20 protein-coding genes and 2 pseudogenes are annotated in these 22,961 nt (G+C 68.0%); 16 read left to right on the top strand and 6 right to left on the bottom strand.

Features of this window, described 5'->3' with window-relative positions; genetic code table 11:
- Nucleotides 1-122: 122 nt before the first annotated feature.
- Entirely contained in the window at nt 123-1,661 is a 1,539-nt protein-coding gene (locus tag FND50_RS04805) for an NCS1 family nucleobase:cation symporter-1 (protein ID WP_007295525.1), read from the top strand.
- 10 nt (nt 1,662-1,671) lie between these two features.
- The gene (locus FND50_RS04800) at nt 1,672-2,400 is read left to right on the top strand and encodes an aspartate/glutamate racemase family protein (RefSeq protein ID WP_144284924.1); all 729 of its coding nucleotides are present in this window, start codon (nt 1,672-1,674) and stop codon (nt 2,398-2,400) included.
- Nucleotides 2,401-2,403: 3 nt separating this feature from the next.
- On the opposite strand, the gene FND50_RS04795 is transcribed toward FND50_RS04800, so the two are convergent.
- Nucleotides 2,404-2,967: a helix-turn-helix domain-containing protein gene (locus FND50_RS04795; protein ID WP_144284923.1), complete on the bottom strand. Its 564-nt coding sequence runs from the start codon at nt 2,965-2,967 to the stop codon at nt 2,404-2,406.
- 141 nt (nt 2,968-3,108) lie between these two features.
- On the opposite strand from FND50_RS04795, the gene FND50_RS04790 reads away from it, so the two are divergent.
- The 10 genes and pseudogenes from FND50_RS04790 (at nt 3,109) to FND50_RS04745 (ending at nt 13,627) form a co-directional block, all read left to right on the top strand.
- Nucleotides 3,109-4,491, top strand: a complete 1,383-nt coding sequence (locus FND50_RS04790) for a uracil-xanthine permease family protein (RefSeq protein ID WP_144284922.1) — start codon at nt 3,109-3,111, stop codon at nt 4,489-4,491.
- Entirely contained in the window at nt 4,472-5,536 is a 1,065-nt protein-coding gene (locus tag FND50_RS04785; protein WP_144284921.1) for an isopenicillin N synthase family oxygenase, read from the top strand. Before FND50_RS04790 ends, FND50_RS04785 begins: the two co-directional genes overlap by 20 nt.
- A pseudogene (locus FND50_RS04780) lies at nt 5,533-6,276 on the top strand (alpha/beta fold hydrolase); the annotation flags it as partial. The gene FND50_RS04785 and the pseudogene FND50_RS04780, both read left to right, overlap by 4 nt.
- 54 nt (nt 6,277-6,330) lie before the next feature.
- Nucleotides 6,331-6,555 (top strand): annotated as a pseudogene (locus FND50_RS37720) (amidohydrolase); the annotation flags it as partial.
- A gap of 426 nt (nt 6,556-6,981) precedes the next feature.
- Entirely contained in the window at nt 6,982-7,494 is a 513-nt protein-coding gene (gene uraD / locus FND50_RS04770; protein WP_005568753.1) for a 2-oxo-4-hydroxy-4-carboxy-5-ureidoimidazoline decarboxylase, read from the top strand.
- The gene (gene uraH / locus FND50_RS04765) at nt 7,494-7,823 is read left to right on the top strand and encodes a hydroxyisourate hydrolase (protein ID WP_144284920.1); all 330 of its coding nucleotides are present in this window, start codon (nt 7,494-7,496) and stop codon (nt 7,821-7,823) included. The genes uraD and uraH overlap by 1 nt, the downstream gene beginning before the upstream one ends.
- Before the next feature lie 3 nt (nt 7,824-7,826).
- Complete coding sequence (pucL, locus tag FND50_RS04760) at nt 7,827-8,738, top strand: factor-independent urate hydroxylase (RefSeq protein WP_037242142.1); 912 nt, start codon at nt 7,827-7,829, stop codon at nt 8,736-8,738.
- Nucleotides 8,738-10,105: an 8-oxoguanine deaminase gene (locus tag FND50_RS04755; protein ID WP_144288971.1), complete on the top strand. Its 1,368-nt coding sequence runs from the start codon at nt 8,738-8,740 to the stop codon at nt 10,103-10,105. Before pucL ends, FND50_RS04755 begins: the two co-directional genes overlap by 1 nt.
- 4 nt (nt 10,106-10,109) lie before the next feature.
- Nucleotides 10,110-10,919: a xanthine dehydrogenase family protein subunit M gene (locus FND50_RS04750; RefSeq protein ID WP_144284919.1), complete on the top strand. Its 810-nt coding sequence runs from the start codon at nt 10,110-10,112 to the stop codon at nt 10,917-10,919.
- Nucleotides 10,916-13,627, top strand: a complete 2,712-nt coding sequence (locus FND50_RS04745) for a molybdopterin cofactor-binding domain-containing protein (protein ID WP_144284918.1) — start codon at nt 10,916-10,918, stop codon at nt 13,625-13,627. The genes FND50_RS04750 and FND50_RS04745 overlap by 4 nt, the downstream gene beginning before the upstream one ends.
- 32 nt (nt 13,628-13,659) lie before the next feature.
- Here FND50_RS04745 and FND50_RS04740 read toward each other — a convergent pair whose 3' ends face one another.
- Together FND50_RS04740 and FND50_RS04735 are read right to left on the bottom strand one after the other, a co-directional pair.
- Nucleotides 13,660-14,124, bottom strand: a complete 465-nt coding sequence (locus tag FND50_RS04740; RefSeq protein WP_144284917.1) for an NUDIX domain-containing protein — start codon at nt 14,122-14,124, stop codon at nt 13,660-13,662.
- A 9-nt stretch (nt 14,125-14,133) separates the two neighbouring features.
- The gene (locus FND50_RS04735; protein ID WP_095868884.1) at nt 14,134-15,438 is read right to left on the bottom strand and encodes an NAD(P)/FAD-dependent oxidoreductase; all 1,305 of its coding nucleotides are present in this window, start codon (nt 15,436-15,438) and stop codon (nt 14,134-14,136) included.
- Nucleotides 15,439-15,592: 154 nt separating this feature from the next.
- Here FND50_RS04735 and FND50_RS04730 point away from each other — a divergent pair, with 154 nt between their 5' ends.
- Nucleotides 15,593-16,492, top strand: a complete 900-nt coding sequence (locus tag FND50_RS04730) for a LysR family transcriptional regulator (RefSeq protein ID WP_144284916.1) — start codon at nt 15,593-15,595, stop codon at nt 16,490-16,492.
- Here the strand turns inward: FND50_RS04730 and FND50_RS04725 are convergent.
- The gene (locus FND50_RS04725; RefSeq protein ID WP_144284915.1) at nt 16,489-17,433 is read right to left on the bottom strand and encodes an alpha/beta fold hydrolase; all 945 of its coding nucleotides are present in this window, start codon (nt 17,431-17,433) and stop codon (nt 16,489-16,491) included. The genes FND50_RS04730 and FND50_RS04725 overlap by 4 nt on opposite strands.
- A gap of 244 nt (nt 17,434-17,677) precedes the next feature.
- On the opposite strand from FND50_RS04725, the gene FND50_RS04720 reads away from it, so the two are divergent.
- Together FND50_RS04720 and FND50_RS04715 are read left to right on the top strand one after the other, a co-directional pair.
- Nucleotides 17,678-18,670 carry an isopenicillin N synthase family oxygenase gene (locus FND50_RS04720; protein ID WP_144284914.1) on the top strand — a complete coding sequence of 331 codons (993 nt, stop codon included), beginning with the start codon at nt 17,678-17,680 and terminating at the stop codon, nt 18,668-18,670.
- A 35-nt stretch (nt 18,671-18,705) separates the two neighbouring features.
- Complete coding sequence (locus tag FND50_RS04715) at nt 18,706-19,287, top strand: NTP transferase domain-containing protein (RefSeq protein WP_144284913.1); 582 nt, start codon at nt 18,706-18,708, stop codon at nt 19,285-19,287.
- Between the two features lie 72 nt (nt 19,288-19,359).
- On the opposite strand, the gene FND50_RS04710 is transcribed toward FND50_RS04715, so the two are convergent.
- Both FND50_RS04710 and FND50_RS04705 read right to left on the bottom strand, forming a co-directional pair.
- Complete coding sequence (locus FND50_RS04710) at nt 19,360-20,178, bottom strand: ABC transporter permease (protein WP_005244857.1); 819 nt, start codon at nt 20,176-20,178, stop codon at nt 19,360-19,362.
- Nucleotides 20,175-21,131: an ATP-binding cassette domain-containing protein gene (locus FND50_RS04705; protein WP_144284912.1), complete on the bottom strand. Its 957-nt coding sequence runs from the start codon at nt 21,129-21,131 to the stop codon at nt 20,175-20,177. Before FND50_RS04705 ends, FND50_RS04710 begins: the two co-directional genes overlap by 4 nt.
- Before the next feature lie 151 nt (nt 21,132-21,282).
- On the opposite strand from FND50_RS04705, the gene FND50_RS04700 reads away from it, so the two are divergent.
- Nucleotides 21,283-22,923: a helix-turn-helix transcriptional regulator gene (locus FND50_RS04700; protein WP_144284911.1), complete on the top strand. Its 1,641-nt coding sequence runs from the start codon at nt 21,283-21,285 to the stop codon at nt 22,921-22,923.
- Nucleotides 22,924-22,961: the final 38 nt, after the last annotated feature.

Raw genomic sequence — 22,961 nt, 5'->3', positions numbered from 1 at the left:
GCCGTCACAACCAGGAAATATCCGAAAACTACTTTTGCTCCCAGCACTTCGGTGGTGTGCTTTTCACCGAGGCACCCTTACGTCGACGCAGTCGTGTCCGTACTGCACCAGGGAGCGAAACGATGACTCAGACAGCACCCTCCAACGAGGGGGAAACCGTCCCCGGTGCACACCTGGCCGGCGCCGGGTTGATCAAGCCCGGCTATCACCCGAGACTCACCAACGACGATCTCGCGCCGCTGAAGACGCAGTCGTGGTCGTCGTACAACATCTTCGCGTTCTGGATGTCCGACGTGCACAGCGTCGGCGGCTACGTCACCGCGGGCAGCCTGTTCGCGCTCGGACTGACCAGCTGGCAGGTCCTCGTCGCGCTGGTGGTCGGCATCGCGATCGTCAACGTGTTCGCGAACCTGGTGGCCAAACCCAGCCAGGTCACCGGCGTCCCCTACCCGGTCATGTGCCGCAGCGCCTTCGGTGTTCTCGGCGCCAACGTCCCGGCCATCATCCGCGGCCTCATCGCGGTGGCCTGGTACGGAATCCAGACGTACCTGGCGTCGCACGCGTTCGTGATCCTCGGCCTGAAGATCTGGCCGGGTCTGGCGCCCTGGGCGGACGTGCACGAGCACGGATTCCTCGGACTGTCGGCGCTCGGCTGGGCCGGGTTCATGACGATGTGGGTGCTGCAGGCGCTGGTCTTCTGGCGTGGCATGGAGAGCATCCGCAAGTTCATCGACTTCTGCGGTCCCGCGGTCTACGTGGTGATGCTGATGCTCGCGATCTACCTGATCAGCGAGGCCGGATGGTCGAACATCAGCCTGAACCTCGGCGAGGTGAACTACACCGGCTGGTCGGCTGTGCCCGTGGTGCTGGGCGCGATCGCCCTTGTCGTGTCGTACTTCTCGGGCCCGATGCTCAACTTCGGCGACTTCTCCCGGTACGGCAAGACGTTCGGCGCGGTCAAACGCGGCAACTTCCTCGGCCTCCCGGTGAACTTCCTGTTCTTCTCGATCCTCACCGTCGTCACCGCCTCCGCGACCCTGCCCGTGTACGGCCGCCTGATCACCGACCCCGTCGAGACGGTCGCGCAGATGGACAACCTGTTCGCCGTCGTCCTCGGCCTCCTCACCTTCATCGTCGCCACCATCGGTATCAACATCGTCGCCAACTTCGTCTCCCCGGCATTCGACTTCTCGCACGTCAGCCCGCAGCGCATCAGCTGGCGTACGGGCGGAATGATCGCCGCCGTCGGATCCGTCCTGATCACACCGTGGAACCTGTACAACAATCCCGAGGTGATCCACTACACGCTCGAGACGCTGGGGGCGTTCATCGGACCGCTGTTCGGAATCCTCATCGCGGACTACTACCTGGTGCGCAGGCAGCGAGTGATCCTGGACGACATGTTCACCATGTCCGAGGGCGGAACATACTGGTACAAGAAGGGTTACAACCCTGCTGCGATCATCTCCACCGTCATCGGAGCCCTGGTCGCGATGATTCCCGTAATCCTCAAGGCCCAGCCGTTCGGACTCGACGTGTGGGGCATGGCGGGGGCGGCCCAGTACTCGTGGTTCCTCGGCATGGGTGTCGGATTCGTCTGCTACCTCGGGTTGTCCACCGGTGCCCGTCGTGCGCATCGCACAGCCCCGATCGAAGCATAGGTCGACTAACGTGCACATCAAGATCGTCAACCCCAACACCACCCAGTCGATGACCGACAAGATCGGCGACTGCGCCCGCTCCGTCGCGGGGCCGGGGACGCTCGTCGAGGCGGTGAGCCCGCAATTGGGTCCCGCTTCGATCGAGAGTCACTACGACGAAGCACTCAGTGTCCCCGGGCTTCTCGAGGAGATCGCCCGCGGTGAGGAGGCGGGGGTTGACGGTTACGTGATCGCCTGTTTCGGCGACCCGGGCCTCGACGCGGCTCGCGAACTGGCGTCCGGGCCCGTGCTCGGAATCGCCGAGGCGGCCATGCACGCCGCGAGCTTCCTCGGCCGCGGGTTCAGCGTCGTCACGACCCTGGGACGCACCCGGGGCCGGGCCTGGGAACTGGCCGAACGGTATGGAATGCAACGGTTCTGCCTCGGGGTGCACGCGTGCGAGATCGCCGTGCTCGACCTCGACCGCGACCCGGATGCGGTGAAGGTGATCACCGAGGCCTGCCGGGTCGCCCTCGACGAGGACGGTTCGGACGCGATCGTGCTGGGGTGCGCGGGCATGGCGGACCTGTGCGCCGTCATCTCGGCGGAACTCGGGGTGCCGGTCGTCGACGGCGTGGCGGCGGCCACCCTCATGGTGCAGTCCCTCGTGACGCTCGGATTGCGGACCGGCGCGCACGGGGAATTCGCGGCTCCCCTGCCCAAGAAGTACACCGGACTGCTCGAGGGTTTCGGCCGCTGATGGTCAGAAGGACGGCGGGGTGCTCGTGATGAGGAACCGCGCGGGTTCCGCGGCGTCGTTGAACCACCGGTGCGGCACGGTGGCCGGGTAGTACAGCGTGTCTCCCCGGTCGAGCACGTAACTCTCCTCGACGCCGACCTCCACCCGAATGCTGCCGTCGATGACGTAGATGAACTCCTCGCCTGCGTGTTCGGTGTGTTCGCCGGCCTGCGAACCCGGTTGTGCCGTTACCTCGTTCGGTTCCATCGCGCGCACGCCCGTGGAGCAGAACCGCAGCACGGAGCCGTCCGACAACGCGAATCGCCTGCCCTCCCGGCTGCGCACGAGGCTGGTGGGCGTGCGCGCGCCCTGTTCGAGCAGGGCGTGCGCCGTGGTTCCCAGCACCTGGGCCACCCGGTGCAGATTCATGACGCTCGGCACCGAGTGGCCGTTCTCCGCCTGACTCAGGAACGGCTGCGACAGTCCCGTTTTGGCCGCCACGTCGCGCAGGGTCAGTCCCGCGTCACGCCGGGCCGACCTGATCGCCGCGCCGATGGCGACGGCCAGCGTGCGTTGATCCTCGTCCATGAGGCGAACGCTAGCACCGTGTTTCGCGGAAACCGCGACTGATAACACGGACGAAACGAAATTGACCCTGCTGAGAAAAGTTTGGCGTGCTCAATAGAACGTGAACTCGAACGCTCCCTTCACTCGGACGGAGATCGACCCATGACCTTCCACGCAGTCGACCAGCGCCTGCCCTTGGTGCGGCAAGCGGCCTTCGGTCTGCAGCACGTGCTCATCATGTACACCGGCTGCATCACCGTCCCGCTGGTCTTCGGTGCCGCAGTAGGACTCGACAAGTCCACCGTCGCGTTGCTGATCAGCGCCGACCTTATGATCGCCGGCATCATCACGATGATCCAGAGCCTCGGGGTGGGGAAGCTGGCCGGCGCACGGTTACCGATCGTCTGTGGTGCCACGTTCGCCGGCCTGACTCCGATGATCCTCATCGCCAAGGAATACGGGCTGCAGGCGGTGTACGGCTCGATGCTCGCAGGCGGCCTCGTCGGACTCGCCCTCGCCGTACCCTTCGCGCGGCTGATCCGGTTCTTCCCACCGCTGGTCACCGGGGTCGTCCTCACCGTCGTCGGCATCTCCCTGATCGGCGTCGCCGCCGGCCTCATCGTCGGAAACGATCCGACGGCAGACGGTTTCGCGGATCCCGGCAACATCATACTCGCCGGTGTGGTCGTGCTCGTCGCGATCGCCTTCCTCTGCCTCGGCCGCGGGATCTGGACCCAGCTCGGCGTGCTCCTCGCCCTCGCGATCGGCACGCTCGTCGCGGTTCCGATGGGCCTGATCGACCTGGGCGGCGTCTCCGGCAGCCCCTGGTTCGGCATCACCGCTCCGTTCCACTTCGGGGCACCGGAGTTCCCGATCACGGCGGTGGTGGCGATGAGCATCGTGATGGCCGTGGTGTTCGCGGAGTCGACGGCGAGCATGCTGGCCCTCGGCGAGATCACCGGAAAGCCCCTCGCCAAGGGCGACGTGGCCCGCGGCCTCGTCGGCGATGCACTGTCCGGCGTACTCGGCGGCATCTTCAACGCGTTCGTCGACACGATCTTCACGCAGAACGTCGGAGCCGTCGCCACCACCCGCGTCCACAGCCGGTACGTGACGGCCACCAGCGGTGCGATCCTGATCGTCCTCGGACTGATCCCGAAGATGGGTACCGTCGTCGCGGCCCTGCCCGCGCCGGTCGTCGGCGGTGTCGGCATCATCCTGTTCTCGACGGTCGCGGTGGTGGGGATGAACACGCTCCGCAAGGTGGATCTCAGCGACCGGATCAACACCACCATCGTCGCGGTGTCGGTGGGCATCGGCCTGCTCCCCGAGTTCGCCGAGGGCATGTTCGAGCACTTCAACTCGTCCGCCCAGATCCTGCTCGGCAGCGGCATCACACTCGCCGCCATCTCCGCGTTCTCCCTGAACCTGCTGTTCAACCACACCCGGATCGGCGCCGCCGCCCGCGCCGCCTCCGCACCCGTCATCGCAACCGACCCCGTTCCCCCGACCTCCGAGGAGCCGCATGTTGCCGCCCGTGCCTGAGCCGTTCGACGTCCCCGTCATCGACATCTCCCCGTACGTGACCGGCGGGTCCGATACGGAACGCGCCCGGGTGGCGCGCGAAATCGACTCGGCCTGCGCCACTGTCGGATTCATCCAGATCCTCGGTCACGGCATCCCCGAACCGGTGATCGAGGGACTCGCCGGCGCCGTCGACGACTTCTTCGCGCTGCCCCTGGAGACGAAGAAGACGTATCGCGTGGAGGGCGCCAACCGCGGGTACAGTCCGCCGAAGAGCGAGTCGCTCAGCCTCAGCCTGGGCGTCGAACCGGCCACCCGGATGAACGACTTCTTCGAGGCCTACAACGTCGGAACGGAGGCCCGGTCGTTCCCGGAGCTGGACCTGTCCGAGGACGACTACGGACTGAACGTGTGGCCGGAGGTGCCCTCCTTCACGGACAGCGTGCAGGCCTACTACGCGCACGGCGAGCGGGTTGCCCGCACCCTGACACGGGTGTTCGCCGACGCCCTCGGGCTCGATCCGGGCTTCTTCACCGCCCTGACCGACCATTCCATCGACGTCCTCCGCATGAACAACTACGCGCTGCCGGAGGGCGGCGTCACCCTCGACGGCGAGCTGACCGGCATGGGTGAGCACACCGACTTCGGGCTGGTCACCGTGCTGTGGACCGATCGCGTGGGAGGCCTGCAGGTGCTCGGGCGCGACGAGCGCTGGCACGATGTGAGCCCCGCGGAGGGCGCACTGCTCGTCAACCTGGGCGATCTCACCGCCCGGCTCACGAACGACCGGTGGATGTCGACGCTGCACCGGGTGACTCCGCCCGTCGTCGACGGAACGATCAAGCGCCGGCGATCGGCGGCGTTCTTCCACGACGGCAACGTCGACGCGGTGATCGCGACCCTGCCGGGACTGTGCGAACACTCCGACGACGGATACGCACCGGTGACGGTCCGTGAGCACATCAAGGCGAAACTGGCGGGTTCGCGTCACGGCAAGAAGAACACGGCCGCGGGGCGGGAGGCCGAGCGGGTCCTCGCCGCGGCGGACCGGGCGGCCGCCCGGTGACCCGTGGGCACGTCGTATTGATCCACGGCGCGTGGGCGGGCAGCTGGGTGTGGGACACAATTCTGGAGCCGTTGCGCGACAGCGGGTACGAGCCGCACGCACTCGACCTTCCCGGCGTGGGAAACTGGCCGGACGGTGCGCGAACCGATCTGGACGCAGTGACGGATGTCGTCGTGGCGCACATCGTTTCGCTGGATGGGCCCGTGTTCGTGGTCGGTCACTCCGGAGGCGGCATCGTGACCACCCAGGTGGCCGAGCGCCTTCCGCACCGGATCTCGGGTGTGGCGTACGTCGCCGGAATGATGCTGCCCTCGGGAAGCAACTTCGGCGACCTCTGCGCAGACCTGCGCCTACCGGAACCGGTCGGGATCTCGGCCTGGCTGCAGTCGACCCCCGACGGATCCGGGACCATTGTGCCGCCGGAAGCCGCAGCCGTCGTGTTCTTTCACGAATCGTCGGCCGGTGATGCGATCACTGCTGCTCGAAAGCTGCTGCCGCAACTCGAGACTGCACGTCTCATGGCCCCGGTGTGGACGCCGGAGCGGTTCGGCTCCGTCCCCCGCCTGTACGTGGAGGCGACGCTCGACCGTTCGGTGCCGCTCGTGACGCAGCGTGCGATGCAGGACCGGGTGCCGGGCGCGCGGGTGGTGACGTTGGACAGCGATCACGCCCCGCAACTGTCGGCGCGCGAGGCCCTGCTCGCGGCACTCGTCGACTTCTGCGCCTCCGTCGGCCCGAGACCTACCCGTGTCCGGCGGGCGCGAACCAGCCGCACTCCCGAGAACCCATGGAGGATGCGGATGCATCCCGATCTGATTTCCGATGTCACCGTCTACTCGAACGGCAACTGGCTGCCGCACCGCGACGTCCTGATCGCCGACGGTCTGATCACCGAGATCCGCCCGACCGCTCCGGCACCGTCGGGGGCCACGGCGGTCGAGGGTGCCGGGGCGTACCTGATCCCCGGATTCGTCAACACCCACACCCACCTGCAGCAGTCGTTGATGCGCGGCATCGGCGAGGGGCAGCCGCTGCTCAGCTGGCTGCAGACCGTGGGTGAGGCATCCGCGGTCATCACCCCGGACAAAGACGGCCGACCTGTTCGGATTCGACGCCATGATGGACCTCGCGACGAACGGCGCGAACGAGAATCTCGGTTTCGCGTCCCGCCCGAACGGTGTGGCCGTCGGCGGCACGGCCGACCTGACCCTGATCCGCTTCGAGCGCGACTTCGGTTGCCTGCCCGTCCGCGACCCGGGCGCGACACTGTTGACCACCGGGAGCCGGCAGATCGTCGACACCGTGCTGGTCGACGGCGAAATGCTGATCCGGGACGGCCACAGCACCAGGGTCGACGAAGCAGGGCTTATCGCCGAATTGACCGCCACCGGTGCGCCATAGTGGTAGCCAGAGGTACCGAAAAGGCGCACGAGCGAGGAGCCCTCATGACCGAACCGCCCGGCCTGATCGCGTTCAACGCACTGAGCGACGCGCGGGCCGTCGATCTGCTCGTGCAGTGCTGCTCGTCGACGGTGTGGGCGCAGCGGATGGCCGCCGGCCGTCCGTTTCCGTCCGCCGACGCGCTGTACACCGCCGCCGAAAACGTGCTCGGCGACCTGAGGGAGTCCGAGATCGACGCGGCCCTGGCCGGCCATCCGAGGATCGGCGACCGGGCGGACAACCCGTCGTCCGCTCGCGAACAGTCGGCGGTCGCCGCCGCCGACGACGACGTCCGCGCGCGCCTGCGGGCCGGGAACGAGGAGTACGAGCAGAAGTTCGGGCACGTCTACCTGGTGTGCGCGTCCGGTCGGTCGGCGCACGAACTGCTGGGCGTGCTGCGCGACCGCCTCGGCAACGACAGTGTCACGGAGCGCAAGATCCTGCGGACCGAGCTGGCCGCCATCAACCGGATACGCCTCGAACGCCTTCTCGGCGAGATCGGAGACACGGCACACTGATGTCCAAGATCCTCAGCACCCACGTGCTCGACGCCACCGACGGCACACCCGCGGCCGGGATGTTCGTTCACCTGCTGTCACCTGAACGCGACGTCATCGCGAGCGCGTCGACCGATGCGGACGGCCGGATCGCCGAGATCGCGCCGGAGGGTCTGATCGCGGCCACCTATTCGCTGGTCTTCGAGACCGGCGAGTACTTCGCCGCCCGCGGCCAGGACACGTTCTACCCGGAGGTGTGCGTCACGTTCGTCCTCGACGACCCGCAGCGCGGTTACCACGTCCCGTTGCTGTTGTCCCCCTTCGCCTATTCCACCTACCGCGGGAGCTGAAGAATGACCGACCTCACCGGCGCCATCGTCCTGGGCGACAACCAGTACGGCAAAGCCGAGAACCGCATCGTGCGGATCTACCGCGACACCCCCCGGCACGAGATCCGGGACGTGAGCGTGTCGACCTGCCTACGCGGCGATTTCTCGGCGGCGCATCTCGCCGGCGACCAGAGTTCGGTGCTGCCCACCGACACTCAGAAGCAGACGGCGTACTCCTACGCGAAGGAGAAGGGCCTCGACTCCATCGAGGAGTACGGGCTGACGCTGGCACGACATTTCGTGGACGACGTGGCCCCGGTCGAGGGCGCCCGCATCGAGATCGAGGAATACGCCTGGCAGCGCGCGGTGGTCGACGGAGCGGAGCACGACCACACCTGGGTGCGCAAGGGTGAGGAGGTGCGCACCGCGGCGATCACCGTCGACGCCGACGGTACGTGGGTGGTCGGCGGGCTGAAGGATCTGGTGATCCTCAAGTCCACGGGCAGCGAGTTCTTCGGATTCCTGAAGGACGAGTACACGATTCTCGAGGAAACCCACGACCGGGTGATGGCGACTTCGCTTGTCGTGCAATGGCGGTTCGTCACCACCGACGTCGACTGGAACGGTGTCTACGCCGGCATCAAGGAGCAGATCGTCGCGACGTTCGCGACCGTCCACTCGCTCGCCCTGCAGCAGACGCTGTACGAGATCGGCAAGGCGATCCTCGAGCGCTACCCCGTGCTCGCGGAAGTGCGCCTGTCCGCGCCCAACAAGCACCACTTCGCCCACGATCTCGCCCGCTTCGGGGTGGAGAACGACAACGAGGTATTCCACGCCGCCGACCGCCCGTACGGCCTGATCCAGGCGACGGTGCAGCGGTCCGACGCTCCGGACGCCGGACCCGCGTGGTCGGCGTACGCGGGCTGGCTCAGCTGATGTCCGCCGGCCCGGCCACCGTCGTCGTCTCCGGTGCGCACGTCGCCACTGTCGACGCGGCGGGCACCGAGTACCCGGACGGTTACATCGTCGTGCGGGGCAACCGCATCGTCGACGTCGGTGCCGGTCCCGCGCCGGTGATCGACGGCGCTCGGGTGGTCGACGGACGGGGTTGCCTGCTCACCCCCGGGCTGGTGAACACCCACCATCACCTGTACCAGTGGATCACCCGCGGGCTCGCCGCCGACGACACCCTGTTCGGCTGGCTGACCACCCTGTACCCGATCTGGGCGGGCATCGACGCCGACGCCGTCCGGACCGCGGCCACCGGCGGTCTGGCCTGGCTGGCGAAGCACGGATGCACGACCACGACGGACCACCACTACGTCGTGCCGCGCGACGGCGGCGACGTCTTCGGCGCCGAGATCGAGGCAGCGCAGACCGTCGGGCTCCGGTTCCACCCCAGCCGAGGGTCGATGGACCTCGGCCACAGTCAGGGCGGACTGCCACCGGATTCGGTGGTGGAGCGTCTCGAGGACGTCCTGAAGGGCACCCAGGACGTCATCGACCGCTGGCACGACCCGGCTCCCGACTCGATGCTGAGGATCGCGGTGGCCCCCTGCTCCCCGTTCTCCGTCACCGGCGACCTCCTGACCGAGGCCGCGGCCCTCGCCCGTTCCGCAGGCGTGCGTCTTCACACTCATCTCGCGGAAACCCTTGACGAGCAGGACTTCTGCCACGAGCGGTTCGGCTGCACCCCGGTGCAATACATGGAGCAACTCGGCTGGGTGGGCCCCGACGTCTGGTACGCGCATGCCGTCCACCTGGACGACGTCGCGATCGCCGCGATGGCAGGCACCGGAACCGGGGCAGCCCACTGCCCCACGTCCAATGCGCGCCTCGGCGCCGGGATCGCCCGCGCCAAGGACCTCCACGCGGCGGGGGTTCCGCTGGGGCTCGGAGTCGACGGCGCCGCCAGCAACGAGGCGTGCAACATGCTCGAGGAGGCCCGGCACGCCGTGCTGTTCGCGCGGGCCCGCGGCGGCCCGGGCGAGATGACGGTGCGCACCGCCCTCGAACTCGCCACGCGCGGCGGGGCCCGCGTCCTGGGCAGGGAGGACGAACTGGGCTCCCTCGAGCCCGGCAAACTGGCCGATCTCGCACTGTGGCGGGTCGACACCCTCGCACATTCCGGCATCACCGATCCGGTGGCCGCGCTGGTGCTCGGAGTCACACCGCCGCTCGAGTTGCTTCTGGTGAACGGGCGAGCGGTCGTCGAGCGTGGGAGAGTGATCACCGTGAACGAGGAGAACGTCGCCGCGGAGGTCGAGCAGGCCCACCGGGCCCTGGTGCGCAAGGCGGGGTGAGTCGATGGATCTGTCGTTCGTGACGGAACTCTCGGCCCCACGCAGCCGTGACGACCTGCCCGCCCCGGAACCCGGAGCGGCGTTCCTGGCGGGCGGCACCTGGCTGTACTCGGAACCGCAGCCGACGATCACCCGGCTGGTGGACCTGGCCACCCTCGACTGGCCTGCGATCACCGTCCACGACGACGGACTCGAGCTCGCCGCGACGTGCACCATCGAGAATCTCTGCAATGCACCGCTTCCCGCCGAGTGGACGGCGACGAGCCTGTTCCGGCCGTGCGCCGAGTCCCTGGGCGCGTCGTGGAAGATCTGGCACACCGCGACCGTCGGCGGCAACCTCGCGCTGGCGCTCCCGGCCGGGGCCATGATCACGCTGTGCTGCGCCCTCGACGCCGAACTCCTGCTCTGGACCGCCGACGGGGGTGAACGCCGAGTCCCGGTCGACCGATTCGTCACCGATGCCGGTCGCACGGTGCTCGGAGCCGGTGACCTGATCCGCAGCATCCACCTTCCCGCCACCGCATTGCGGGGCCGCGCGTCGCTGCGCAAGATCGCGTACTCGCCGCTCGGACGGTCCGGCGCCCTGCTGGCCGGGCGTGTCGACGCGGACGGTTTCGCGCTGACCGTCACCGCGTCGACCGTCCGCCCGTTCGTCCTCCGCTTCCCCGCCGTTCCCGGCCCCGACGTGTTGAGCGAGTTTCTGTCGGAACGGATCTCCCCCGACGACTACCTGACCGACGCGCACGGCGCCGCGGACTGGCGTCGGCACGTCACGGGAGTGCTCGCCGAGGAGATCAGGAGGGAGCTGGAATGAAATTGACGGTCGACGGGCAGTCGGTGGATGCCGACCCACGGCCCGGTCAGTGCCTGCGCACCTTCCTGCGGGAGCAGCAGCGGTTCGCGGTCAAGAAGGGTTGCGACGCCGGCGATTGCGGCGCCTGTTCCGTGCTGCTCGACGGCGCTCCGGTGCATTCGTGTGTGGTGCCGGCTCATCGCGCCGAGAACCGCGAGGTGACCACGGCGGCGGGTCTCGGCAGTCCTGATCGACTCCATCCCGTGCAGCAGCAGTTCGTCGAGGCGGCGGGCTTCCAGTGCGGGTTCTGCACACCGGGGATGGTGGTGACCGCGTCCGCGCTCGACTCCGGTCAACGCGCCGACCTGCCGCGCTCACTGAAGGGGAATCTGTGCCGCTGCACCGGCTATCGCGCCATTCGCGACGCCGTCGGTGGCGTGTGCACCACGGAATCGGACAGTGCCGGTGAGTCGTTCGGCCGCTCCATTCCCGCGCCTGCCGCCGCCCGGGTGGTGTGCGGCGCCGAACCCTACACCCTCGACCTGGCCGTCGAGGGCCTGACGCACATCCAGATCCTCGGCAGCCCGCACGCGCACGCCCGCATCACCCGACTCGACACGTCCGCCGCGGAGACGCTGCCCGGCGTCCACGCGGTGCTCACCCACCGCGACAGTCCCGACGTCGCCTTCTCCACGGCCCGCCACGAGTTCCGCACCGACGACCCCGACGACACCCACGTGTTCGACACGATTCTCCGGTTCCGGGGGCAGCGCGTCGCGGCCGTCGTCGCGGACTCCGTCGACACCGCCCGGCGCGCAGTGGAACTGATCGACGTGGAGTACGAAGTGCTGGAACCGGTCTTCGATCCCGACCTGGCACGCCGCCCCGGTGCCCCCCTGCTGCACGGTGACAAGGGCGCCGATTCCCGGATCGCGGACCCGTCCCGGAACCTGGTGGCCGAGGTCCACGGCGAAGTCGGCGACCTCGCGGCCGGACTCGCGGCGGCGCGGGACACGGGCGCGGTGGTGGAGGGCACGTGGCAGACGCAACGCGTGCAGCACGCGCATCTCGAAACCCACTCTGCCATCGGCTGGCTCGACTCCGACGGGCGGCTCACCCTCCGCAGCAGCACCCAAGTGCCCTTTCTGGTTCGCGACGAACTCGCCCACCTGTTCTCGCTCGACCGCTCACAGGTCCGGGTGTTCACCGCCCGCGTCGGTGGCGGATTCGGTGCGAAGCAGGAGATGCTGGTCGAGGACCTCGTGGCCCTCGCGGTTCTGCGCACCGGCAGACCGGTGCAGTACGAGTTCACCCGCTCCGACCAGTTCACGATCGCCCCGTGCCGGCATCCCATGCGGGTCGCGGTGAAGGTCGGGGCCGACGGGGACGGAAAGCTGACGGCGCTCGCCGTCGACGTGCTCTCGGACGCCGGCGCGTACGGCAATCATTCGGTGGGGGTGATGTTCCACGGCTGCAGCGAATCCGTTGCGCTGTACCGGTCGCCGAACAAGCGGGTGGACGCCCAGGCCGTCTACACCAACAACCTGCCGTCCGGGGCGTTCCGCGGCTACGGTCTGGGCCAGGTCATCTTCGCGGTGGAATCCGCGCTCGATCAGCTGGCGACGCAGCTGGGCATCGATCCGTTCGAACTGCGCCGCCGCAACGTGGTCGTTCCGGGTGACGACTTCGTCGACTTCGAGGTGGAGCACGGCGACCTCACGTACGGCAGCTACGGGCTCGACCAGTGCCTCGACCTGGCGGAGGTCGCACTGCGCCGCGGCAACGACGTGCGCCCTCCGGACGGCCCGCAGTGGCGGGTCGGTGAGGGTATGGCGGCGTCCATGATCGCGACCATTCCGCCGCGGGGGCACTTCGCGGACGTGTCCTGCACCCTCGTCGAGGGCGGCCGGTACGAACTTCGGGTGGGCACCGCGGAGTTCGGCAACGGCACCACCACCGTGCACGCCCAGCTCGCCGCGTCCGCGCTGGGCACCACCGCCGACCGGATCACCGTGCTGCAATCCGACACCGACGTCGCCGGACACGACACCGGCGCATTCGGTTCGGCAGGCACGGTGGTCGCGGGGAAGGCGGTACATCTTGCGGGAACCCGATTGCGGGAACAGCTGTTCGAGGTCGCCCGCCGCGTCGCGGGTGCCGCCGAGGACGCCGACTGCGCGCTGACACCCGACGCGGTCGAGGTCGCCGGACGGGTCGTCGAACTCGACAAGCTGGTGCCCGAGGGACCGATCCGCGCCGAGGGCAGGCACGACGGCACCCCCCGCTCGGTGGTCTTCAACGTGCACGCGTTCCGGGTGGCGGTCGACACCGTCACCGGGGAGGTCCGGATCCTGCAGTCCATCCAGTCGGCGGATGCCGGCACGGTCCTCAACCCGCAGCAGTGCCGCGGGCAGGTCGAGGGCGGCGTCGCGCAGGCGATCGGCAGCGCACTGTACGAGGAGATCCTCCTCGACGGCGCCGGGACGGTGCTCAACCCGCAGCTCCGGAATTACCACATCCCGCAGCTCGTGGACGTGCCGGACACGGACGTGTACTTCGCGGACACCTACGACGAGCTGGGCCCGCACGGCGCCAAGTCGATGAGCGAGTCCCCGTACAACCCGGTCGCCCCCGCCCTGGCCAACGCGATCGCGGACGCCACCGGCGCCCGGCTTCGTCGTATCCCGATGACCCCCGCCGCCGTCTGGCGTGCGCTCCCGCGCCCGTGAGTACTTATTAACGTCGCGCGGTTAATAAGTACTCACGGGCGCCGAAGGCGCAACGCCTGGATGATCGGACGCTGCCCCTTGACCAGCTTCGTCTCGGCGACGCTCGCCGGGAACCAGCGGGCATCGTCGACCTCGGGGAACTGCTGAAACTTCCCCGACCGCGGCGGCCACTCCAGCTCGAACGTGTTGCTCTCGACGAACGTGACGTCCTCGCTCACCTCCGCCGCATAGACGGTGATCAGCTTGCGTGAGGGTTGCCGGAATTCTCCGAGGAACTCGTACTCGACGGCCGGTGGCGGCGCGCCGATCTCTTCCTCGAACTCGCGCAGTGCGGCCGCGTAGGGATCCTCGCCCTCGGCGTATTCGCCCTTGGGGATCGACCACGCGGCCTCGTCCTTGCGCGCCCAGAACGGGCCGCCCATGTGCACGAGCCACAACTGGAGCACCCCCGCATCGTCGGTGCGATACAGGAGTACTCCAGCGCTGGTGATGGTCATCGACCGATGTTAGGCCGCGGCACCCTCTCGCTGCTCGGTCAGTTCGGCGGGTTCGATCTCCTGGGCGTAGTGGAAGTGCGGGCGGCGGTGTCCGAGGAACGAACCGCACCACGACATCACCGCGACGTACCGGTTGCGGAATCCGACCAGGTAGACGAGGTGCACGGCGAGCCACAGGAACCAGGCGAGCACACCGGTCAGCTCGACCTTGCCGACGCGGGTGATCGCACGGAACCGGTTGATGATCGCCATGCTGCCCTTGTCGCGGTACGTGAACGGCGTTCCGAGGGCGCGTTTCCCGGTGATGATGGCCGCGACGTGCCGTCCACCCTGCATCGCGAACGGCGACTGGGCGGGCAGGTTGTTCAGCGACGCCATGTCGCCGATCGCGTAGACGTCGTCGTAGCGGCCCACCGTGAGGTCCTCGTCGACCAGCAGACGCCCGCCGCGGCCGGTCTCACAGCCGGTTCGGTCAGCGAGCACCGCAGCGAAGTCGTTGGCCTGGATGCCGGCCGACCAGATGATCGTGTCCGCCGTGAGGCGCTTCTCGAAGCCGGTGCTCGGCGACGACAGGGTGGCGCCGTGTTCGTCGATGTCGGTGACCATCGTGCCCAGCACCACCTCGACACCCGCCTTCTCCAGCGAGTCCTGGGTGTACTTGCTGAGCTTGCCGCCGAACACGGGCAGCGTCTCGTTCGCACCCTCGACGAGGGTGACGGTGACGTCTTCGGACGTGATGTCGCGGAGCGACTTCTCGAAGTAGCGGCCCGCCAGTTCCTTGATCTGACCAGCCAGTTCGACACCGGTCGGACCGGCACCGATCACGATGAAGTGCAGCAGGTCGCGGCGACGCTCCGGGTCGGAGGTGGTGTGCGCCTCCTCGAAGCAGCGGACGATCTGCCGGCGCAGCCGGTCGGCATCGGCGACGGTCTTGAGCGCGTACGTGACCTCGGCGAACTCGTCGTGGCCGAAGTAGGCCTGCCGGGCGCCCGTCGCGGCGATCAGGCTGTCGTAACCGATCGTGTGGCTCACCCCGCCCGCCTCGTAGACGACCTGCTTCTTGTCCGGGTCGACGTCGACGACGCGGCCGAGCCGGACGTCACCGCTGGGGTATTTGGCGAGGATCGCGCGGATGGACGGGGCGATCTCGCCGGGCGAGATGACACCGGTGGCGACCTGGTACAGGAGGGGCTGGAACAGATGCTCGGTGGTCTCGGAAATCAGCACGAACGGCGTGCCTGCCTTGCCGAGCTTCTTCGCCGCCGCGAGGGCGCCGAATCCCGATCCCACGATGACGACCTGTGTGCGATCCACCGAAAACCTCCTACTGCTTCTGGCGTCTACTTAGCGCCGCGTATGAGCTCCACATTAGGGATCGACCATTGTTAATCGCCAGTAAGCTGGGGAAATCGAAATTGTGTTATCTCGATTGCTCATAAGTCTTCGCGGAAGGACGTAACCTCAGGTCATGGAGTTCCGACAGCTTCGCTACTTCCTCGCGGTCGGCGAGGAGGGCAGTTTCTCGCGCGCGGCGCAACGCTGCTTCATCTCCCAGTCGGCGATCAGTCACCAGATCGCGAAGCTCGAGCACGAGTTGGGCACCACCCTCCTGGAGCGGTCGACGCGCGCCACGCGGCTGACCGCGGCAGGCGAACGACTGATGCCCATCGCGGCCGAGATGATGGGCCTCGAGGCCCGCGCGCTGTCGGTGGGACTCGATCCCCGCAATCGGCTCCGCATCAGTGCGAGCATGAGCTTCGCAACCCAGAGCCTCGAGGCGATATCCACTGTCCGCGAGGACTTCCCACAGCTCGACATCGAATTCGTCATCAAGGACTTCACCGACCGGATGACCGCCGTCGCGTCGGGGGACGCCGATCTCGCGCTGATCCGCGGCGGCGTCGACCGGCCCGGGCTCGAAACCGTGGAATTCGGGCTCGAGGACCTGGTGATCGTGACGTCGAGCAAACACCCGCTGGCGGGGGTCTCGACCGTCGACCTGAGCGAACTGGCGCCGTACCCCCTGCTGCTCCCGCCACGCAGCAGTCAGATCCTGATCCACACCGTCGTCGAGGACGCGTTCCGGCAGGTCGGGCAGCGGGTCATGCTCGGACCGTCGATCCCCAGCGACCACACCGCCACCCTCGACGTCCTCACGACCCCGCGGTCGTGGACGGTGCTGTACGCCGACACGGCCGACGCGACTCCCCGCCGCGGGCTGAGCTTCCTGCGCGAGGCGCACGACCGGCTGCGCATCCCGGTGTGCGGGGTCGTCCGGAGCGGAACGGCGACGAGACCCGAACTCACCCATCTGTTCCGCGCGCTGGCGCAGTCGATCGCCGGGTCCCGCGGGTCGGCGGAAGCCTAGGCGTCGATCAGTCCGTGCCGGTCGACCCACGCGTGCACGTGGTCGAGCATCATGTCGGGAACCTCGAGCTGCGGGGTGTGCCCCACGTTCGCGAGAATCACGCTGTCCCACCGCGGGTTTGCCGTCGCCACCTTGCGCGCCGCCGTGACCGGAACCAGACGGTCGCGGTCGCCGTGGAGTAGGAGAACGGGTTGCGCGATCGACTGCATGGTGTCGAGGTATCGGCGCGGGCGAGCCAGAACGCGCATCAGCGACCGGCTGGCCTGAAGGAACGCAGCATCCTCGGACGGCAGCCCGCGCCGGTATCCCGCGAGAGCGGCTGCGGCGTCGAGGGAATCTTCCGACGCCCGGCTCGGCTCGGCGAAGCACAGGTCGATCATCCGCGCGACCAACTGCCGGTCCGTCAACTTCCTGCTCGAGTACTGCAGGAACCGCTCCCCCACGAACGGCGTGAAGTACATCGCAAACTGCGCGGCGATCCGGGGGTCCGGGATCCGTTGCGCGACAGGGAGTGCGGGGTCGACGAGAACCAGCGCCGAAACCATCTCGGGGTGCGCCGCCGCCTCGAACAGCGAGATCATGCCGCCCATCGAGTTGCCCATCAGGATCACGGGACCGCCGACGACGTCCCGGAGGAAGCGATGCAGCACCTTGGCGTTGGCGCCGACCCCCGTCCGGCGATGCCCGGACGGACTGAGCCCGAATCCGGGGAGATCCACGGTGAGCACCCGGGTGCGCTCCGCGAGGACCGGTGCGATCCGGACCCAGTTGAGATGCGAGCCGCCGAGGCCGTGAACCATGACCACCGGAAGGGATCCGGTGTCGGCACCGTATTCGACCCAGTGGACGGGACCGTCGATGTCGACGACGCTGCCGGAGCCGCCCCACTGCTGCGCGAACTCCTGCCGGGCAGGTTCGCCGACTCTGTTCGGATCCACCATGTGTCCGTCCGTTCCGACCGTTGGCGTGTCGAGGCCACCGGCCAGTCTACGGTGCACGCCGCGACATGGGCACGAAGTATCGATTGCATGTAATTACTCCCAGGGCTACCCGGCCATCGACTCTTCGCAAATTCCCCCTAAGCATTTAGCGCACACGTCATATCTGCGACTCCACTCGTCACGTTTACACGCAATAGTGGGTCAAAGCCCCAAGATTGCATGTAATCAAGATTGGAGCGACGCGATGACCGGCAGCCACCCGTTGAACGAACTCGCCAAGGAATCCCGCATGGGGGGGCTCGGGACGGAGACCACCGACCGCGAGATCCGACGAATCGACCTCTCGGACTTCGATGCTCGACGCTCGGACATCACCGAACAGCTGTGGAACGCGGCGGTCGACGTCGGATTCTTCCAGGTCTACAACCACGGCATACACCTCGCCGACATGCGCAGGGCGTTCGCGATGTCCGAGCATTTCTTCGCCCTCGATTCGGCCGTGAAGGCGCAGTACCCGCTGAAGAAGGGCTTCAACTCCGGGTGGGAGAGCAAAACCCAGGTGCGCCCGTCCATCGGCGTCCCGGACGAGAAGGAGTCGTACCAGATCACCCGGCCGCACATGGGCGACCTGTGGCCCACCGAGGCGGAGCTGGCCGGTTTCCGCGACACGATGCTCGGATTCGAGGCGCAGTGCTGGGACGTGGCGATGCGACTGCTGTCGTGCGTCGCCGACAAGCGCGGGTTCGAGCGCGACTTCTTCGCCGAGGCCCATGACCCGTCGGTGGACAGCTACCAGAGCTCCCTGCGGATGCTGCACTATTTCGCCATCCCGGAGCACCTTCGGAGCGACCTCGGCCTGTGGCGCGCCGGCGCCCACACCGATTTCGACTGTCTCACCCTGCTGTTCCAGCAAGAAGGCCAGGGCGGTCTGCAGGTGCTGCCGGGCAAGGAGATGGACACCCAGGAGTGGACGTCCATCGAGCCGTCCGAGGACGCGATCACCTGCAACATCGGCGACATGCTGATGCGGTGGAGCGACGACCTGTTGCCGTCCAACTTCCACCGCGTCAAGAGCCCCGGACCGGACGGCGACCACGGCGCCCGCTACAGCCTCGCGTTCTTCGCCCAGGCCAACCGCGACGTCGTCATCTCCGGACCCGCTGGCAAGTACCCCGACATCACCGCCGAGGACTACCTCTACCAGCGCGTCACCGCGAACTTCGCGAAGGAGAAGTAAGTTGAACGCATGCTGCGCCGACAGGTGAGACCACGATGACGATCGGGGGCGTGCTGCTCGCCGCCGGGGCCGGTTCGCGCATGGGCATGCCCAAGGCACTCGTCGTCGGCGCGGACGGAGAACCGTGGCTCGCCCGCGGCGTGCGAGTGCTGTCGGACGCCGGATGCGCGCCCACCGTCGTGGTGCTCGGGGCCCGCGCCGACGAGGCCGAGGACCTACTGCCGGCCGGCGTCCCCGTCACCGTCGGGATCGCGGAGGACTGGAAGTCGGGGCTGTCGGCCTCCCTGCGCCGGGGGCTGGAGGTTGCGGCGACGTTCGCCGATGTCGATGCCGTCGTCATCACCCTGGTCGATCTCCCCGACCTCGGTGTCGACGCCGTCCGTCGGGTGGCGTCGGTGCCGCCCGGCGACGCCCGCTCGGCGCTCCGTCAGGCCCACTATTCCGGACGCCCGGGCCACCCCGTGCTGATCGGCCGCGAACACTGGCTTCCGTTGCGGCGCAGTCTTACCGGGGACTCCGGCGCACGGAAATACCTCGAAGCACACGGTGCCGAGGCCGTCGACTGCTCCGACCTGGGGTCGGGCCGCGACGTCGATTCGCCGCGCGAACTCCGCTAGCCCCGGGACGAACGGGACGAACCGGACGCTCGTTCGATCTGACGCAACGGGCGTCCCGCTGGTCCGGCACCTTCAGCGGCTGACCGCCTTCTTGTACCGCCGGATCGCGAACGGCACGAAGATCACCAGCAGCACCGCCGACCACGCCAGGGAGGCGATGATCGGGTGCTGCAACGGCCACGCGTCGGGAACGGTCATAGCCGGGTTGGTGTTTCCGAACAGTTCCCGCACGGCCTGCGTCACCGCGGACACCGGATTCCATTCCGCGATCACCTTCAGCGGACCGGGCAGATTGGTGGTCTCGACGAACGTGTTCGCGATGAACGACAGCGGGAAGATGACGATGAAGCTTGCGTTGTTGAACACTTCCGGTGTTCGGATCCACAATCCGACCACCGCCATCACCCACGACAGTGCGTAGGCGAACAACAGCAGGAGCAGGTAGCCGAGCAGCGCTTCGCCGAGGCTCGAGTGGATGCGCCACCCGATGATCAGGCCGGTCAGCGACATCACGACGAGGCTGACGATGTTGATCAGGACGTCGGTGGAGGTGCGGCCAAGGAGCACGGCGGACGGGGCCATCGGCAGCGACCGGAACCGGTCGATGATCCCCTTCTGCAGGTCCTCGACCATCCCGAGACCCGTCCACGTGGCCCCGAAGATGACTGTCTGCGTGAAGATCCCGGCGATCAGGAATTCGCGGTAGGACATCCCGGGAACCTGGATGGCACTGCCGAACACGTACGCGAACAGCAGCACGAACATGATCGGCGACAACGTGGTGAACACGATGAGGTCGGGGACGCGCTTGATCTTGATCATGTTGCGCTTGGCGATCGTGAGCCCGTCCGCGAGTGCGGTGTGCACGGACGCCGTCTGTGGGGCGCTCATGAGACGTGCTCCTCTTCGGCTTCGTGTCCGGTCAGGGTGAGGAAGACGTCGTCCAGCGTCGGTCTGCGCAGGCCGACGTCGAACACCTTCACTCCTCGAGTGGAGAGGCGGCCCAGCGCCTCGACGAGGGCGTCCGCACCGCCGGTCACCGGCACCGTCACCCGGCGAACGTTTTCTTCGACCAGAATGTCGCCTGCGGCGAGCGGGGCCAGTTCGTCGCGCACGACGGACAGTTCTATGCCCTCCCGGACGCTCAGCTCGATGCGCTCACCGCCCACGCGGTCCTTCAATTCGTCGGCTGTTCCGCGGGCGATGACCGAACCGTGGTCGATCACCGCGATCTGGTCGGCGAGGCGCTCGGCCTCTTCCATGTACTGGGTGGTCAGGAGAAGCGTGGTGCCCCTGGCGACGAGATTGTCGATGACGTCCCAGAGCGCCAGCCGGGCGCGGGGGTCGAGCCCGGTGGTCGGTTCGTCCAGGAACAACACTTCCGGCTCGGCCACGAGCGCTCCCGCGAGATCGAGACGCCGGCGCATGCCACCCGAGTAGCCCTTCACGGGACGATCTCCCGCCTCGATCAGATCGAACTGTTCGAGCAGTTCACGGGCGCGCGCCTTACTGCGTTTGCGCCCGAGGTGGTAGAGCCGCCCGACCATCTCGAGATTCTCGAAACCGGTGAGGTACTCGTCGACCGCCGCGTACTGCCCCGACGCGCCGATCCGGGATCGGAGCACCCGCGCGTCGTGGACGACGTCGAGACCGGCCACCTCCGCCCGGCCGGCATCCGGGACGAGAAGTGTGGTGAACACCCGCACCGCCGTCGTCTTCCCTGCGCCGTTCGGGCCGAGCAGTGCCATCACCGTTCCCGACGGGACCGCGAGGTCGACCCCGTCCAGCGCTGTGACCTTGCCGTACTTCTTGACCAGACCCACTGCCGTTATCGCATCGACCATCAGAAGTTCCCATCCGTTGGCGTGTGGACCCCAGTGTGACTCGAGGCACCGACATACTGCAGCGAATATTCGACGTTCCCGGCGGGCCCGGTGCGGCGGTAGTCTGAAAATCCGAGCAGGTCAGCGCGCAGATCTTCGGCAGGAGACAGTGATGTCCGACGCGACGTCGGAACTCCGGACGGGCCGTGCGGCCTTCGAACGACGGGACTGGCGCGACACCTACGCACGACTGTCGGGCGCCGACCGGCAGACCCCGCTGTCCGGTGACGACCTCGAACTGGTCGCCACCGCCGCCTACCTGCTCGGTGAGGACGACGCCAGCACCGGATGGTGGGAACGGGCGGTGCACGAGTGGGCCCGCGTGGGTCGACCGGTGCGCTCCGCGCGGTGCGCGTTCTGGCTCTCGTTCGTCCTGATCATGCGGGGCGAGCAGGCGCGCGGCGGCGGCTGGCTGGGCAAGGCCCAGCGACTGCTGGACACCGCGGGTGTGGACTGCGCCGAGCGCGGCTACCTGCTGGTGCCGCAGGGACTGCAACGGATCGACGCCGGCGACGGCAAGGCGGCCCACGACATCTTCCGTGCGATCACGGAGGCGGGCACCCGGTTCGCCGACCCCGATCTGACGACGCTCGGGGTGCTGGGCACCGGCCATTCGCTCGTCCTGCTGGGGGACGTTGCCGACGCGGTGTCCGCGTTCGACGAGGCGATGGTCGGGGTGACGTCCGACGAGGTGTCCCCGGTGGTGGCGGGGATCGTGTACTGCGCCGTGATCGAGCAGTGCCAGAACATCTGCGATCTCCGCCGGTCCAGGGAATGGACTGTGGCGCTGGAGGAGTGGTGCTCCTCGCAACCCGACCTCGTCCCGTACCGCGGTCAGTGCCTCGTCCACCGCGCCGAGATCCTGCAACTGCAGGGCGATTGGCCCACGGCGATGGACTCGGCGCGGCGGGCACACGAGCGGCTCGCCTCGCACGCCGCGGCCGGGTCCGCCGCCTACGTGATGGCCGACCTCCACCGCCTGCGCGGCGAGGTCGCCCAGGCCGAGAAGTTGTTCCTGGAGGCGAACCGCTGGGGCAGGCGACCGCAACCCGGACTCGCGCTGCTGCGGATGGCGCAGGGGCGGGTCGGCAGCGCGGTCGCCTCGATCCGCTGTGCGGTGGGCGAGTCCAGCGGCGCCGTGGAACGCGCCCGGCTGCTGCCCGCCTGCGTGGACATCCTGCTCGCCGCCGGCGACGTTCCGGCCGCTCGCACCGCCGCCGACGAACTCGACTCGATCGCAACACGGTTCGCGATCCCCTACCTGTGCGCACTGTCCGCTCAGGCGTCGGGATCGGTGCTGCACGCCGAGGGACGGGGTAGCGACGCGCTGACCATTCTGCGCGACGCGTGGCGGCGCTGGCAGGACATCGGCGCGCCCTACGAGTGCGCGCGGGTCCGGGAGTCGGTCGCGCTGGTGTGCCGCGACCTGGGTGACGACGACACCGCGCAGATGGAGCACGACCTCGCGTCCGCCACCTACCGGCAACTGGGTGCAGTCCCGGACCTCGAGCGACTGCGGGCAGAGTTCCGGCCCGACTCGACGGTCAGCACCCCACTCACTCCGCGAGAAGTGTGCGTGCTGCGCCTCGTGGCCGCAGGGAAGAGCAACCGGGCGGTGGCGACGGAACTGTTCCTCAGTGAGAAGACGGTCGCACGGCACCTGAGCAACATCTTCGTCAAGCTGGGCATCTCGTCGAGGTCCGCGGCCACCGCCTATGCGTACGAGCATCACCTCGTCGAGCCGTCTGCATGAAAGTACCCATACGGTCGTACGTATCTGCGCCATTCTCC

Source organism: Rhodococcus sp. WB9, assembly GCF_007558985.1.
In the GTDB taxonomy this organism is placed as follows: domain Bacteria; phylum Actinomycetota; class Actinomycetes; order Mycobacteriales; family Mycobacteriaceae; genus Rhodococcus_F; species Rhodococcus_F opacus.
This window is presented reverse-complemented; position numbering and strand designations above follow the sequence as displayed.

Bases quoted from the DNA above. Each gene is read 5' to 3' on its own strand.
- FND50_RS04805 (WP_007295525.1), top strand. From the start codon at position 123: ATGACTCAGACAGCACCCTCCAACGAGGGGGAAACCGTCCCCGGTGCA.
- FND50_RS04795 (WP_144284923.1), bottom strand. From the start codon at position 2,967: ATGGACGAGGATCAACGCACGCTGGCCGTCGCCATCGGCGCGGCGATC.
- FND50_RS04790 (WP_144284922.1), top strand. From the start codon at position 3,109: ATGACCTTCCACGCAGTCGACCAGCGCCTGCCCTTGGTGCGGCAAGCG.
- FND50_RS04785 (WP_144284921.1), top strand. From the start codon at position 4,472: ATGTTGCCGCCCGTGCCTGAGCCGTTCGACGTCCCCGTCATCGACATC.
- uraD (WP_005568753.1), top strand. From the start codon at position 6,982: ATGACCGAACCGCCCGGCCTGATCGCGTTCAACGCACTGAGCGACGCG.
- uraH (WP_144284920.1), top strand. From the start codon at position 7,494: ATGTCCAAGATCCTCAGCACCCACGTGCTCGACGCCACCGACGGCACA.
- pucL (WP_037242142.1), top strand. From the start codon at position 7,827: ATGACCGACCTCACCGGCGCCATCGTCCTGGGCGACAACCAGTACGGC.
- FND50_RS04755 (WP_144288971.1), top strand. From the start codon at position 8,738: ATGTCCGCCGGCCCGGCCACCGTCGTCGTCTCCGGTGCGCACGTCGCC.
- FND50_RS04750 (WP_144284919.1), top strand. From the start codon at position 10,110: ATGGATCTGTCGTTCGTGACGGAACTCTCGGCCCCACGCAGCCGTGAC.
- FND50_RS04745 (WP_144284918.1), top strand. From the start codon at position 10,916: ATGAAATTGACGGTCGACGGGCAGTCGGTGGATGCCGACCCACGGCCC.
- FND50_RS04740 (WP_144284917.1), bottom strand. From the start codon at position 14,124: ATGACCATCACCAGCGCTGGAGTACTCCTGTATCGCACCGACGATGCG.
- FND50_RS04730 (WP_144284916.1), top strand. From the start codon at position 15,593: ATGGAGTTCCGACAGCTTCGCTACTTCCTCGCGGTCGGCGAGGAGGGC.
- FND50_RS04725 (WP_144284915.1), bottom strand. From the start codon at position 17,433: ATGGTGGATCCGAACAGAGTCGGCGAACCTGCCCGGCAGGAGTTCGCG.
- FND50_RS04720 (WP_144284914.1), top strand. From the start codon at position 17,678: ATGACCGGCAGCCACCCGTTGAACGAACTCGCCAAGGAATCCCGCATG.
- FND50_RS04715 (WP_144284913.1), top strand. From the start codon at position 18,706: ATGACGATCGGGGGCGTGCTGCTCGCCGCCGGGGCCGGTTCGCGCATG.
- FND50_RS04710 (WP_005244857.1), bottom strand. From the start codon at position 20,178: ATGAGCGCCCCACAGACGGCGTCCGTGCACACCGCACTCGCGGACGGG.
- FND50_RS04705 (WP_144284912.1), bottom strand. From the start codon at position 21,131: ATGGTCGATGCGATAACGGCAGTGGGTCTGGTCAAGAAGTACGGCAAG.
- FND50_RS04700 (WP_144284911.1), top strand. From the start codon at position 21,283: ATGTCCGACGCGACGTCGGAACTCCGGACGGGCCGTGCGGCCTTCGAA.